Source organism: Mesorhizobium sp. M0571, assembly GCF_040320985.1.
Lineage (GTDB): Bacteria > Pseudomonadota > Alphaproteobacteria > Rhizobiales > Rhizobiaceae > Mesorhizobium.
In genome coordinates this window covers 1-13,360 of record NZ_JAMYQT010000010.1, presented here as the reverse complement: position 1 = coordinate 13,360, position 13,360 = coordinate 1, and the positions used below count along the sequence as shown (strand labels likewise).

Sequence of the window (13,360 nt, the reverse complement as noted above, 5' to 3'; positions counted from 1 at the left end):
AATAATTTGAAGTCTGCGCTCTTTACACGAAACGCTCCCTCGACAAAACTGCAGCGACGTCTATTTCAGGCGATCATTTCCCAAGCATCATCGCGAGGCATCCATGACCGTCGTCACGCCGAAATTCGGGATGGGCGCCTCTGTATTGCGTCGCGAGGATCAGGCCTTCATCAAGGGCCTGGGCCGCTATACGGACGACATCCAGCCCGCCGGCCTGCTGCACGGCTACGTCTTGCGCTCGCCGACGGCCAAGGCAAGGTTCACCATCGGTTCGACCGAGGCGGCGAAGACAGCGCCCGGCGTCCATCTCGTGCTCACTGGCGCCGATCTCAGCCATCTGCGCAATCTTAGGTCCGGTGTCATGGAGAGACAGCCTGACGGCACTAAGGCGCCGACCCGCGACATCCCGGTGCTGTGCCGCGACCGGGTGAATTATGTCGGTGATGCCGTCGCCTTCGTCGTCGCCGACAGCCGGGCGCTGGCACAGGATGCCGCCGAGCTGATCGAGGTCGACTACGAGTCCGAGGAGGCTGCCTCGGGCACTGCGACGGCGCTTGCCGAAGGCACGCCGCTGGTCTGGCCGGAGCTCGGCTCCAACCGCGCCTTCAGTTACCATATGGGTGATAAGGGCAAGACCGAGGCGGCCTTTGCCAAAGCCGCTCATGTCACCCACATCGAGTTCATCAACAACCGGCTGGTCTGCAACTACATGGAGCCGCGCTCGGCGATCGGCGAGTGGAAGGCGGACGAGAACCGCTTCGTGCTGACGACGGGCTCGCAAGGCGTGCATTCGATGCAGTCCATCCTGGCCGGTGTGTTCAAGATCAAGAAAGACCAGCTGCGCGTCATCACGCCGGATGTCGGCGGCGGCTTCGGCCCGAAGAGCTTCGTCTATCGCGAGCATCCGCTGGTGCTCGAGACCGCCAGGCGGCTTGGCCGTCCGGTCAAATGGGCCGGCGACCGCACCGAGCATTTCCTCACCGACGCGCAAGGCCGCGACAATGTCGTGACCGCCGAGATGGCGATGGACAGCAACGGCCGCTTTCTCGGCATGAAAGTCGATCTACTCGCAAACATGGGCGCCTATATCTCGCAATATGGCCCGTATATCCCCTATATCGGCGTCACCATGTCGACCGGCGTCTACGACATAAGGGCGCTCGACGTGTCTGTGACCGGCCTCTACACCAACACCTGCCCGGTCGATGCTTATCGCGGCGCCGGCAGGCCTGAAGCGGCGTTCCTGCTGGAAAAGCTCGTCGACGCCTGCGCCCACGATCTCGGCCTGCCTGTCGACGAGATTCGCCGGCGCAATTTCATCCGCCCTGAGCAGTTTCCCTACCGCACGCAGACCGGCCGGCTTTACGACACCGGCGAGTTCGAAGGCCATATGAACCGCGCCATGGAACAGGCTGGGTGGCAGGCATTCCCTGGGCGACTGGCGCAGTCGAAGGCGGCCGGCAGGATCCGCGGCATCGGCATGGCGACCTATATCGAAGCCTGCGCCTTTCCGGGATCGGAACCGGCCTTTGTCGAACTCAACGGCGACGGCACGGTAACGCTGAAGATCGGCACCCAGACCAACGGGCAGGGGCATGCGACCGCCTACGCCCAGTTTCTCTCGGAGAAGCTTGATCTCGACATCGACAAGATCCGTGTCCGCCAGGGCGATACCGATGAGCTGAAGGACGGTGGCGGCACCGGCGGCTCGCGCTCGATCCCGCTCGGTGGCGTTTCGGCATCGCGTGCCGGCGAAGACCTCGCCAACAAGATCAAGCGCATCGCGGCGGATGAGCTGGAAGCCTCGGCCGGCGACATCGAACTGTCGAACGGCGTTGCCCGCATCGTCGGCACCGACCGCAGCATTGATTTCTCCGGCATTGCAAAGGCTGCCAAGAACCCCGACGATCTCAAGGGCTTTGGTGAATTCATCCAGGACGAGTGCACCTATCCCAACGGCACCCACATCTGCGAGGTCGAGATCGATCCCGACACCGGTGCGACCGAGATTGTCCGCTACACCATCGTCGACGATTTCGGCGTCACCGTGAACCCGGTCCTGCTTGCCGGCCAAGTGCATGGCGGCGTCGTCCAGGGCATCGGCCAGGCACTGACCGAAAACACGGTCTATGATGAAGACGGGCAGTTGCTGACGGCGAGCTTCATGGACTATGCCATGCCGCGCGCCGACGACGTGCCGTTCTTCCATTTCGAGACCCGCAACGTGCCGTCGACCACCAATGCGATGGGCATCAAGGGCGCGGGGGAGGCGGGTACGATCGGGTCGACGCCTGCCGCGCTCAATGCGGTGACAGACGCGCTCTACCGCGCCAACGGCATCAGGCATATCGACATGCCCGCAACGCCGGCGCGCATTTGGGCGGCGATCCAGGAAGCAACGGGAGCGTGACAGCCAGACCGGATTTGCCAGTGCTTGCAGCCGGCAACCACGCCGGCGAACACAGCACGCTGACCGGGATCGTGCTCAAGATCGTATCGGTGGCGGTCTTCGTTGGCATGTCGTCCTGCATCAAGGCGGCAGGAACCGTGCCGGCGGGCCAGATCGTCTTCTTCCGCTCCTTCTTTGCCATCTTTCCGATCATCGCCTTCCTCGCCTTCCAGGGAAAACTCGGCACCGCCTTTTCGACAAAGCGCCCCCTCAATCACATTGCGCGCGGTGTTGTCGGGGTTTGCGCCATGGGGCTTGGCTTCTTTGCGCTGACGCGGCTGCCGCTGCCCGAGGCGATCACGCTGAACTACGCGCAGCCGCTGCTGGTCGTGGTGTTCAGTTCGATCTTCCTTGGTGAAGCCATCCGCGTCTATCGCTGGAGCGCGGTTGCCGTCGGTCTGGTCGGTGTGCTGATCATCTCGTGGCCGGAGCTGACGCTGCTGAGCTCGGGCGCTGCCCTTGGCGATCAGGAGGTGCTCGGTGTCATCGCCGCCCTTATCGCTGCGGCGATCTCGGCCATCGCCATGCTCCTGGTGCGCAACCTCGTCCAGAGCGAGCGGACGGCGACCATCGTGCTGTGGTTTTCGGTGACGGCGAGCGTGATGGCGCTGCTTTCGCTGCCATTCGGCTGGCAGGCGCTGACGCCAGCGCAGGCGGGGCTTCTGATTGCCGCGGGTTTTTGCGGCGGGCTCGGCCAGATCCTGATGACCTCGGCCTATCGCCATGCCGAGGCTTCGGTCGTGGCACCTTTCGAATACACCTCGATGATCCTCGGCGTCGTCGTCGGCTATCTGGTCTTTGGCGACGTCGCCACGATCAACATGCTTGTCGGCGGCCTGATCGTCGTCGCAGCGGGCATTTTCATCATATGGCGTGAGCGCCAGCTCGGTCTCGAACGCACCCGCACCCGCAAGGCGATCGCGCCGCAGGGGTGATCACGGCTTCGCCGCGTCGGCCCGCTCTTTCGCCAGCCGCACCAACACCGCCCGCGTCTGCTCGTCGGAGGGGAAAAAAGATTCGATCGCCAGTTCCGCCAGCGTCACGTCGAGCGGCGTGCCGAACACGGTGATGGTGCTGATGAACGACAGCACCGCGTCGCCATGGGCAAGCTTGAGCGGATGAACAATCGCGTTCGGCTCGACCGGCGCCGGCCGGCTGCCTTTGAGGCCGGACGGATAGGCCCGAAGCTCGCGCTCGAGCTCGACCAGCACCGGATCCGCGGTAGCGTCGTTCTGGTGCTTCAGCCGCTCCAGAAGATGTGCCCGCCATTCCGCAAGATTGACGATGCGCGGCGCGATGCCGCCGGGATGCAGGCTGAGGCGCAACACGTTGACCGGCGGCGTCAGCAGGGAGGCATCGGTGACATTGGCGAGGAACGGGCCGATGGCGGCATTCGCCGACACCAGGTTCCAATGCCGGTCGACGGCAAGCGCCGGGAACGGCTCGTGCGCCTTGAGCACGGTCTCGACCGCCGCCATCGCCGGCGCCATCGAGGCATCATCAAGCGGCCGTTCGCTGAAGCTCGGGGCAAAGCCGGCGGCCAGCAGCAGCTGGTTGCGCTGCCTGAGCGGGATCGAAAGCTGCTCGGCCAGATGCAGCACCATGTCGCGCGAGGGTGCAGCGCGGCCGCTTTCCACGAAACTCAGATGCCGCTGCGAGATCTCGGCCTCCATGGCGAGGTCGAGCTGGCTCATGCGCCGGCGTGTACGCCATTCGCGAATGAGACTGCCGGCGGAAATCTGGGATGTTGTCATGACGAGAGGACTAGGCCGGCAATGGGCGCATTTCAATTACCTCCGAAGTTATGATGCGGCCTTCCTTCCTCACAAGGGGAGAAGGGAAGACGCGCTCCGCAAACTTACCCAAGCGCCCGCAACTTCGCCTTCACTTCGAGGAAATCCCGCCACGCCAGCTTTTTGTGCGCCGGCGTTCTCAACAAATAGGCCGGATGCAGGGTCGGCATGGCGGGAATGGCAGTGCCGGAGGCGGTCGTGTGGACGCGCCAATTGCCGCGCAGCCGCAATATGCCTTCGGAGGTGTTGAGCAAGGTCTTTGCCGACGGGCCGCCGAGATTGACCAGCACCTTGGGATTGACCAGCTCGATCTGCCGCTCGATGAACGGCCGGCAGATCTCGGTCTCGTGCGGCGTCGGCGTGCGGTTGCCCGGCGGCCGCCAAGGGATGACATTGGCGATGTAGACAGACGTCCGATCAAGACCGATCGCGGCCAGCATGCGGTCGAGCAGCCGGCCCGAACGGCCGACGAAGGGCAGACCCTCCATATCCTCGTCGCGGCCCGGCGCTTCGCCGACCAGCATCACCTCGGCAGTCGGATTGCCGTCGGCGAACACCATGTTCTTGGCGGTGAATTTGAGGTTACAGCCGTCGAATGCCGCCATGTGCTGGCGAAGCTCGTCGAGGTTTGCCGCCGACCTCGCCAGTTGCCGCGCCAATGCCGCCTGCGCCTCGTCGGGCACCGTTGCGGTGGCCGGGGGCGTTCGCACTGCCGGTGCCGTATTGGGTCTCTCGCCCATTTCGGCGCGCGACACGCTCGTCGAGCGTTGCGGCGCCGCATTTTCACCCGCCGGCATGGCGGCCGCCGCAGGCACCCGCTCCGGCGGCTTGGCCTCGGCAAACCTGTTCACCGGCTCTTCTTCAAGCGCCTCATCGACGCCGGCGCTGGCGTAGAAGGCCAGCAGCTCGGCGAGATCGGCTCGGTTGTTTTGGGGGGCGGCAGTCATGGTTTCACATTCGGCCGCGGAGCTTAATTTTGCAAGTTCAGCTCGACGGTATGCGCGGGTCCTGCACCAGATAGAACGTCCAGCGCGGCGTGTAGTCGGTGATCAGGAAATAGAAACTCGCGGTCTTCAGCGGGTCGATCTTGCCGTTCTTGAACAGCAGGCGGTCATAGGGTTCGAAATTGCGGTCGAAATCGGCGAAGCTGCTCGACCAGATATTTTCGGGCGTTTTGTTGCGCTGATCGAACGACAGGCCGTCGCCGAACACGCTCGGCTGGTCGAAGATCTCCTGGAGCTCGAACTGGAACTCGACCCAGGCCTGGCCGCTATTGTTGAGCACGTCGATGCGCATATACATCAGGCCATTGGCGAAGTCCCCCGCTTTGCCGAACGGCTGGATCGGCTTTGTCGTGCGGATGGCCAGCGTTACCGGCGTCGCTGAATTCAGCTCTTCGGTGATGACTAGCGGATCCTCCTTCGTGCCGATGCCCGAAGCCCCGGTGATGCGGAAGCCGCCGCGCTCGTCGGAAAAGGAATAGGCGCCGGTCGCCCAGACCAGTTGTGGGTCGGCGCAGGCATCGAAGGCCGCCAGCGGCAGCAGCGCCAAAAGGGCCGCACGGCAAATCCGGCCGGGCGTGGAAAAAAAGCGCGTCAATGAAAAGCCAGCCGGCCCGAATATGCGCATGGCGGGAAGTATGGCCGATAAGCAAGCCGTCGAACAATTAAAAACGTCAGTGCGACATATCTCTGCAAACGGAATAGGATTGAAGATTGACGCTCTCCCGCGCGAATCTGTGCGGCAGGACGCGACTTTTTGACGAAATCGGTATTGTCACGTCCGCGCCGGTTTCCCGTCGCTATTTGATGCGCTATGCAGCGCGTGAGCCAGCAAGATGCCGGAATAGCGAGCCAGTGAGGGGTCGATGAGCGATATCGAACGCGAGAGCATGGAATTCGACGTGGTCATCGTCGGCGCCGGCCCGGCCGGGCTTGCCGCGGCGATCCGTCTCAAGCAGGTCAATCCCGAGCTTTCCGTCGTCGTCCTGGAAAAGGGCGGCGAGGTCGGCGCCCATATCCTGTCCGGCGCCGTCGTCGACCCGATCGGCATCGACCGCCTGCTGCCGGGCTGGCGCGAGGAGGAGGGGCATCCCTTCAAGACGCCGGTGACGGCCGACCATTTCCTGGTGCTCGGCTCCGCCGGGTCGTTCCGCCTGCCTAACATATTGATGCCGCCGCTGATGAACAATCACGGCAACTACATCGTTTCGCTCGGCAATGCCTGCCGCTGGCTGGCGACCAAGGCCGAGGCGCTTGGTGTCGAGATCTATCCGGGCTTTGCCGCGGTCGGCCTGCTCTACAACGAGGCCGGTGCGGTCACCGGCGTCGTCACCGGCGATATGGGCGTCGAGAAGGACGGCACGCACGGCCCGTCCTTTGCGCCGGGCATGGCGCTGATGGGCAAATATGTGCTGATCGGCGAGGGCGCGCGCGGCTCGCTGGCCAAGCAGCTGATCGCCAGATACAAGCTTTCCGACGGCCGCGAGCCCGGCAAATACGGCATCGGCCTCAAGGAACTATGGCAGGTCAAACCGGAAAACCACCGGCCGGGCCTTGTCCAGCATTCCTTCGGCTGGCCGCTCGATATGAAGACCGGCGGCGGCTCCTTCCTCTACCATCTCGAGGACAACCAGGTGGCAGTCGGCTTCGTCGTTCACCTGAACTACAAGAATCCCTGGCTGTCGCCGTTCGACGAGTTCCAGCGCTTCAAGACGCATCCGGCGATCAGAGGCACCTTCGAGGGCGGCAAGCGGCTGGGCTATGGTGCCCGCGCCATTACCGAAGGCGGCTGGCAGTCGGTGCCGAAACTGTCCTTCCCCGGCGGTGCGCTGATGGGCTGCGCGGCCGGCTTCGTCAACGTGCCGCGCATCAAGGGCTCGCACAATGCCGTGCTCTCCGGAATGCTGGCGGCCGAGCATGTCTGTGATGCGATAGCTGCCGGCCGCACCAATGACGAGCTGGCCTCCTACGAGACAGCCTGGCGCACCACCGACATCGGCAAGGACCTGAAGAAGGTGCGCAACGTCAAGCCGCTATGGTCGCGCTTCGGCACCATTGTCGGCGTCGGCATTGGCGGCCTCGACATGTGGCTGAATACGCTGCTCGGCTTCTCGCCCTTCGGCACGATGAAGCACGGCAAGGCCGACTACGCCACACTGGAACCGGCCGCCGCGCACCAGAAGATCGCCTATCCGAAGCCGGACGGGGTGCTGACCTTCGACCGGCTATCGTCGGTGTTCCTGTCCAACACCAACCATGAAGAAAATGAGCCGGTGCATCTGCTCGTCGCCGACATGGACCTGCAGAAGCGCTCCGAGCATGACGTCTATGCCGGGCCTTCGACGCGTTACTGCCCGGCCAGCGTCTACGAATGGGTCGACAAGGACGGCAATGCCGCCGCCGATCCCCAGGCCAAGGATGTGCGCTTCGTCATCAACGCGCAGAACTGCGTGCACTGCAAGACTTGCGACATCAAGGACCCGAACCAGAACATAGATTGGGTGCCACCGCAGGGCGGCGAGGGTCCAGTCTACCAGAATATGTGAGTCGCAAGATGTGCCCGGACCAAACAATATCAGGGGCAGCGCAACCGTAGGACTGTTGAATAAGCCGCCTGCCTGTGTTTCCTTTCTGTGGCGATTGGGAGGAAGGACAATGCGCCTGGCAGTTCTGACGAGCCTTTTGGCGATCGGGGCGTTGTGCGCCCCTGCTACTTTGGCCGGCACTAAGGTGCTGGTTAAGACACGGACTTACAACATTGCCGGAACCACCGGCGCGGCCCTGATCGAGGCCATGAATCGCCAGGGGCCGAAGCATGGCTTCATGACCCACGCCATCGCGCAGACCGGCTACAGCGTCGATGATTGGACCTTCGACGCCCGCCGGGAAAACGGCGTCTGCCGCCTGCGCCAGGCCAACGGGACGCTCAATCTCTTCTATACCTATCCCCAACTAGTCTCAGCCACGTCGCCTGCGCTGCAGAAGCGCTGGAGGCGGTTCTTCGCTGGCGTCCGCGCCCATGAAGAGACCCATGGCCGCATCGCCAGACAGATGATGCGGGCCAGCGAAAAGTCGGTTCGGGGGCTGACAGTCGGTGATGACCCGCACTGTTTCGAGGCACGTCGCGAGGCGAAGCGCCGGATCAATGCCATCTATGCCGAATACGAGGCGAAGCAGAACGCCTTCGATATACGCGAGCATCGCGACGGCGGCCCTGTCGAGCACCTCATCCGCGCTTTTGTAGGCCAGTAATAAGCCAGGTCGAGATTGGACTGCGGATTTTCAGCTTTGCGTCCCGCCAGGCTGCCCGGCAAGCGCGGTCGCCGTCTGGTGCTCGTCGAGCGGCTTTTGTCCACCGGAGCGCAGCGAGAATTCCACCAGCACCGGCAGATGGTCTGAGCCGGTGTCCTCAAGCGTCGACGCCGAACGGATGACAATTGCACCCTTGCTGAAAACCTGGTCGATCGGCAGTCCGGCGAAGCGCAGGAAATCCGGCAGCCTTCTGTGGAGCCAGGTTGGCCCAACCGACGGCATTACGGTGAGCTTGCCGAGCGATGCGACGCGCCGGACGGCGGCGCTCCACGGCGCTGCGTTGCAATCGCCCGCCAGGATCGACGTCTCGCCAAGCGAGGCGATTTCGTCCGACAATCCGCCAATCTGCCGTGATTGGTTGTGGGGCCATGGCCAGGTGAGGTGGATGGCGGCGACATCGACGTCGGTTCCGCCGAAATCGACCGTGGCGATCGCCATCGCGCCGCGGCTGTCGCAGTGCGGCTCCGTGCCTATGGCAAACGGTCGTCTGGACAGCAGCGCAACTCCGAACACGCCGTTGGGATACGGGCAGAGGATCCGGTAGGGATAGGCGCCGGACAGCAGCCCAAGCTTTGCCTTCCACATCTCGGACACTTCATCGAGGGTGATCACATCAGGCTGGGTCCGGCCGATCAGCGACAGCACCTTCTCAGGCGTTGGATTGTTGAACCTGAGGTTCATCTGCAGCAGGCGGTAGACCGCCTCGCCACCGGGCCTGGCTTCGTAGGCCGCCTGCACTTGCCATAGCCGCGAAAGCGGCAAGGCACTCGACGTGGTGGCAAAGGCGGCCACCGCAAACAGCAATGCGGCGGCGGCCTGCAGGCGAAACGAGCTGGCGAGCAGCGGCAGCGCGCAAAGCGCCATCAGCACGGAAAAATGAACGCGGAAATGAGCAAAGGAATCGAAGGCCGGATGCAGCGATCCGAAGAACCCGGCCACCAGCGCGGCCGAGAGCGCAAGCATTGCGATGAATGCCAGCGCAACCGTCATGTCTCGAACACGTGCCATCGCTTTGTGTATCGGCAGAAATGCGTCTCAATCAAGATGACGAAATGTCCTGCCTGGACCGACACATGCGATCGGCACCTACTGGAAGGCAGTTTCCGAAAAGCTCCTGAGCTTGCGCGAATGCAGCCGCTCCATCGGCATTTCGGCCAGCTTCTCCATCGCCCTGATGCCGATGGTCAGATGCTGCGCCACTTGCCGCTTGTAGAACTCGGTCGCCATGCCCGGCAGCTTCAGTTCGCCATGCAGGGGCTTGTCGGAAACGCAAAGCAGGGTGCCATAGGGCACCCGGAAGCGGAAGCCATTGGCCGCGATCGTCGCCGATTCCATGTCGAGCGCGATCGCCCGCGACTGCGACAGTCGCTGCACCGGCCCGCGCTGGTCGCGCAGTTCCCAGTTGCGGTTGTCGATGGTGGCGACGGTGCCGGTGCGCATGATGCGCTTGAGGTCGTAGCCGGAAAGCCCGGTGATCTCGGCGACCGCTTCCTGCAGCGCCACCTGGATTTCAGCCAGCGGCGGGATCGGCACCCAGACCGGAAGATCGTCGTCGAGGACATGGTCTTCCCGTACATAGGCATGCGCCAGCACATAGTCCCCCAGCGCCTGCGTGTTGCGCAGACCGGCGCAATGGCCGAGCATCACCCAGGCATGCGGCCGAAGCACCGCGATATGGTCAGTGATCGTCTTGGCGTTGGAAGGGCCGACGCCGATATTGACCATGGTGATGCCGCCATGGTTCGGCTTCTTCAGATGATAGGCCGGCATCTGCGGCAGGCGAGGCGGCGCAGCACCCTCTCCGGGCGCGCTGTCCCCGACTTTGGTCACGATATTGCCCGGCTCGACGAACTCGACATATCCGTCACCGCCATTGGCCATCAATTCGCGTGCACGGGCGACGAATTCGTCGATGTAGAACTGGTAGTTGGTGAACAGCACGAAGTTCTGGAAATGCTGGGGACTGGTCGCCGTATAGTGCGACATCCGATGCAGCGAATAATCGATGCGTTGTGCAGTGAACGGCGCCAGCGGTCTTGCCTCGCCTAACGCCACTTCGAACGTGCCGTTGGCGATCTGGTCGTCTGTGCCGTCGAGGTCCGGCACGTCGAACAGGTCACGGATCGGCCGTTTGATGCGCTCCGCAGCGGCGCCGTCGACATGCGTGCCTTCGAGAAAGGCGAAATGCAGCGGGATGGGAGTGGTCGATTCCGAAACCGTAACCGGAACGCCGTGGTTGCGCATGATCAGCCGAAGCTGTTCGGTGAGATAGCTTTCGAAAAGGGCAGGCTGGGTGACGGTGGTCGAGAAATGCCCCGGCGTCGGCATGTGGCCATAGGCCTGCCTCGAGTCGATCTGGGTGAACGAACTCGTGGTGACACCGATCTCCGGATAGAAGGCCCGGTAGCGCTTGTTGTTGTCACCGCCCGCGGCGAGCGCGGCAAATGAACCGCGCAGGAACTTGGTATTGCGGTCGTAAAGCGCCTGCAGGGCCGCGACAGCCTTCTTGGCATCGTCGAAGCTCTGTCGGCCAAACGGCTCCGGCGTGACGATCGATTCAATCGCTTGGGGATAGATTCGCTTTTCCATGACCCAATATAGAGAGTTGGGTGCGCCGTTGGGAGGGGTAAGGCGGTCTCAGAACGCACTGTCGGCGTTTTTCTTTCCAGCGGCCTAGCCGCGCCGCAAGCTGACCAGCAGCACAAAGCCGACGCCGGACTTCCTCAGCGCCGGCGCCTCGATCGTCGAACCGGCATCGGCGCGCAGTGTCGGCACGGCCAGGACCGGGGCCGCCAGAAGCATCAGGATGAGCGCCGTCCGCGGCAGAAGCCGTAGGGTCTTGAGGGCATTGGCGGCGAGGCGGGTCATTGCGTTGGCTTTCTAAATGTCGCTGTCGGGTTCAGTGGCGAAGCTGGTTCGGGCAACTGAGCCGGCAGGAAATGGCGACGTCCCAGGCGCGGGGCGGACGGCCGGCTTCGGCGACAAGGACGGCGAACAACATGCCAAACAGGCTCATCAGCAGGCAGACGATGGTGAAGCGGCGGGCAAGCATTGCGCGGTGTCTCCTTCAACACGCGTGACAATGCCTTGCCCCGGCTGAACCGGCTCTGATGGCGGCGTTCATCTGGGGTTCAAAATGGTTGATGATCTGTGAGCGGGCCGCCTTGAGTGCCGCGACTTAAGGCGGCGCCGTGGCCGCGAGACCGGCGATGACATGAAAAACGGGGCCGACTGGCCCCGTTCACCCCGGCAGGAAGGGCACGATCAGAGCTTGTGCCAGGTCTGGCTTTTGCAGATCAGTCCGCCGAGCACGCAGCCGCTCATCTTGAGCGAACTGCCGGAAAGCGAAGCCTTGCCCGCATAGGTCTTGTCGGTTTCCGGGTCGGTTATGGTGCCGGCATATTTGTTATCGTCGGCCACCTTCAGCGAACCGATGTGCTTGCCGGCAAATTTGCCGGATTTGAGCGTAATGGAAAACGCCCCGTCACCGCCCGAGATGGCGGCAGTCGATCCGGCTTGCGTTTTCCAATTGCCTTCGATCGGATCGGCCCATGCCGCGCCGGTCATCATTATTGCGGCCGCGAGGGCCAGGCTCACTTTTCGAAACACGTCTCTCCTCCCTCAGGCAAGTCCAATCGGGCTCCGTCCCGCTGTCTGCCCCTTACGCAAACGTAAGCTAGTCCAGCTCCCGGCAAAACAAAAGCGGTGCCGCGACGGAAGGGTTTGCGGGTTTTTACGCGCTCCCGAACGGCCGTGCCGGCGAAAAGTGAAACGGGCCGCACACTGTCTTTGTTTTCCGTGGTTAGCGGAGTCTTGATCCGCTCCCCGCAAGTTTTCTTCAAATTTTGTGCAAACCGGCGCGATTGCTGGCTTTGTATCCTTAACGAATTTTCGCGTTTACCTCTTGTTTTAGCTTTGTTTTCCTCAAATTAAGCACGCCATTTAACGACGGATTCAACCCTCCGCTGCATTCTCGAAAGCATCGAAAGAGCGGCCGCCCCCGAAGGTAACCAAGGACACCGAGGGACAGACGGAGACAGCTCTCGGGAGCCAGAACAGGGGATTGAAATGGCACGTTTTGAAATGCTTGAAGCCGGCTTCGGCGCCATGGGGACAACTGCCCAGGCCGATATTCTTTTCGAGTTGGGCATGATGTATGCGACCGGCCGCGATTGCGAGACCGATGTCGTCGCCGCCCACAAATGGTTCAACATCGCCGCGATCAAGGGTTCGGCCCGCGCCGCGGAACTGCGCTCTGAATTGTCGGCCGCCATGTCGAAGGTCGAGATCGCCAAGGCGCTGCGCGAAGCCCGCGAATGGATGACGATGCACTGAATTCGCCAGCATCGACTTCAAGGGGGTACTGAGTTCACGACAGGGACGCTTCGGGTCAAGGCCGCGCAGACGGCCGGGCCCGAAAAAATCAAGGCCGCGCAAGACGGCTGGACCAAGTCAAGACCAAGAACGTGGCAGGCTGACCAGGCCGAGCCGTGCAAAAGACAGGGAAGGCGAGCGGGTCCCGGCGCTGATGCGTTGGGAAGCTCGATGGCAAAAGCCGCGACCGGCCGGAACAAGGCTGGCGCGGCTTTGTCTTTGCGTGTTGCAGGCCCAATCGAGTGCCGACGATGCGTCTAGACAGCTCCGGTGAAGGATGAAATTCTCCCGCCACTCTGGAAAGGCGGGGGCCGGCGCGCCCCCCCCGCGTGGGGGGAATTTTTTAAAAAAAAAAAAAAAAAAATTTTTTTAAGGTGGGTTTAAAAAAAAAAAACAAGCCCCCCAAAAGATAAATTTTATATAAGTGGGGG

At 62.6% G+C, this 13,360-nt stretch carries 13 protein-coding genes; 5 read left to right on the top strand and 8 right to left on the bottom strand.

The genetic code is table 11. The annotated features are described in order from the left end of the window. Nucleotides 1-103: 103 nt before the first annotated feature. Together NKI85_RS13980 and NKI85_RS13975 are read left to right on the top strand one after the other, a co-directional pair. Nucleotides 104-2,410, top strand: a complete 2,307-nt coding sequence (locus NKI85_RS13980) for a xanthine dehydrogenase family protein molybdopterin-binding subunit (RefSeq protein WP_352530493.1) — start codon at nucleotides 104-106, stop codon at nucleotides 2,408-2,410. Next, nucleotides 2,407-3,384, top strand: a complete 978-nt coding sequence (locus NKI85_RS13975) for a DMT family transporter (protein ID WP_502896001.1) — start codon at nucleotides 2,407-2,409, stop codon at nucleotides 3,382-3,384. The genes NKI85_RS13980 and NKI85_RS13975 overlap by 4 nt, the downstream gene beginning before the upstream one ends. On the opposite strand, the gene NKI85_RS13970 is transcribed toward NKI85_RS13975, so the two are convergent. The 3 genes from NKI85_RS13970 to NKI85_RS13960 form a co-directional block, all read right to left on the bottom strand. Then, entirely contained in the window at nucleotides 3,385-4,203 is an 819-nt protein-coding gene (locus NKI85_RS13970; protein WP_352530491.1) for a helix-turn-helix domain-containing protein, read from the bottom strand. It abuts the gene before it with no gap. A 104-nt stretch (nucleotides 4,204-4,307) separates the two neighbouring features. Continuing rightward, nucleotides 4,308-5,189, bottom strand: a complete 882-nt coding sequence (locus tag NKI85_RS13965; protein WP_352530489.1) for a uracil-DNA glycosylase — start codon at nucleotides 5,187-5,189, stop codon at nucleotides 4,308-4,310. 37 nt (nucleotides 5,190-5,226) lie between these two features. Beyond that, entirely contained in the window at nucleotides 5,227-5,871 is a 645-nt protein-coding gene (locus NKI85_RS13960; RefSeq protein WP_352530487.1) for a hypothetical protein, read from the bottom strand. 238 nt (nucleotides 5,872-6,109) lie between these two features. Between NKI85_RS13960 and NKI85_RS13955 the strand changes: the two genes are divergently transcribed. Both NKI85_RS13955 and NKI85_RS13950 read left to right on the top strand, forming a co-directional pair. Then, a complete protein-coding gene (locus NKI85_RS13955; RefSeq protein ID WP_352530485.1) occupies nucleotides 6,110-7,789 on the top strand; it encodes an electron transfer flavoprotein-ubiquinone oxidoreductase in 1,680 nt (559 codons plus the stop codon). 109 nt (nucleotides 7,790-7,898) lie between these two features. Next, a complete protein-coding gene (locus NKI85_RS13950) occupies nucleotides 7,899-8,495 on the top strand; it encodes a DUF922 domain-containing protein (RefSeq protein WP_352530483.1) in 597 nt (198 codons plus the stop codon). A gap of 30 nt (nucleotides 8,496-8,525) precedes the next feature. Here the strand turns inward: NKI85_RS13950 and NKI85_RS13945 are convergent, their stop codons facing one another. The 5 genes from NKI85_RS13945 to NKI85_RS13925 form a co-directional block, all read right to left on the bottom strand. Then, nucleotides 8,526-9,563 carry an endonuclease/exonuclease/phosphatase family protein gene (locus tag NKI85_RS13945; RefSeq protein WP_352530481.1) on the bottom strand — a complete coding sequence of 346 codons (1,038 nt, stop codon included), beginning with the start codon at nucleotides 9,561-9,563 and terminating at the stop codon, nucleotides 8,526-8,528. A 78-nt stretch (nucleotides 9,564-9,641) separates the two neighbouring features. Beyond that, entirely contained in the window at nucleotides 9,642-11,144 is a 1,503-nt protein-coding gene (locus NKI85_RS13940; protein ID WP_352530479.1) for an AMP nucleosidase, read from the bottom strand. An 84-nt stretch (nucleotides 11,145-11,228) separates the two neighbouring features. Next, nucleotides 11,229-11,423: a hypothetical protein gene (locus NKI85_RS13935; protein WP_352530477.1), complete on the bottom strand. Its 195-nt coding sequence runs from the start codon at nucleotides 11,421-11,423 to the stop codon at nucleotides 11,229-11,231. Between the two features lie 31 nt (nucleotides 11,424-11,454). Further along, complete coding sequence (locus NKI85_RS13930; protein ID WP_352530475.1) at nucleotides 11,455-11,607, bottom strand: hypothetical protein; 153 nt, start codon at nucleotides 11,605-11,607, stop codon at nucleotides 11,455-11,457. 212 nt (nucleotides 11,608-11,819) lie between these two features. Further along, nucleotides 11,820-12,164, bottom strand: coding sequence for a DUF2147 domain-containing protein (locus tag NKI85_RS13925; protein ID WP_352530473.1), 345 nt, complete (start codon nucleotides 12,162-12,164; stop codon nucleotides 11,820-11,822). A gap of 459 nt (nucleotides 12,165-12,623) precedes the next feature. Between NKI85_RS13925 and NKI85_RS13920 the strand changes: the two genes are divergently transcribed. Then, nucleotides 12,624-12,890 (top strand): SEL1-like repeat protein, encoded by a 267-nt coding sequence (locus NKI85_RS13920; RefSeq protein ID WP_202355137.1) that lies wholly within the window; start codon nucleotides 12,624-12,626, stop codon nucleotides 12,888-12,890. Nucleotides 12,891-13,360: the final 470 nt, after the last annotated feature.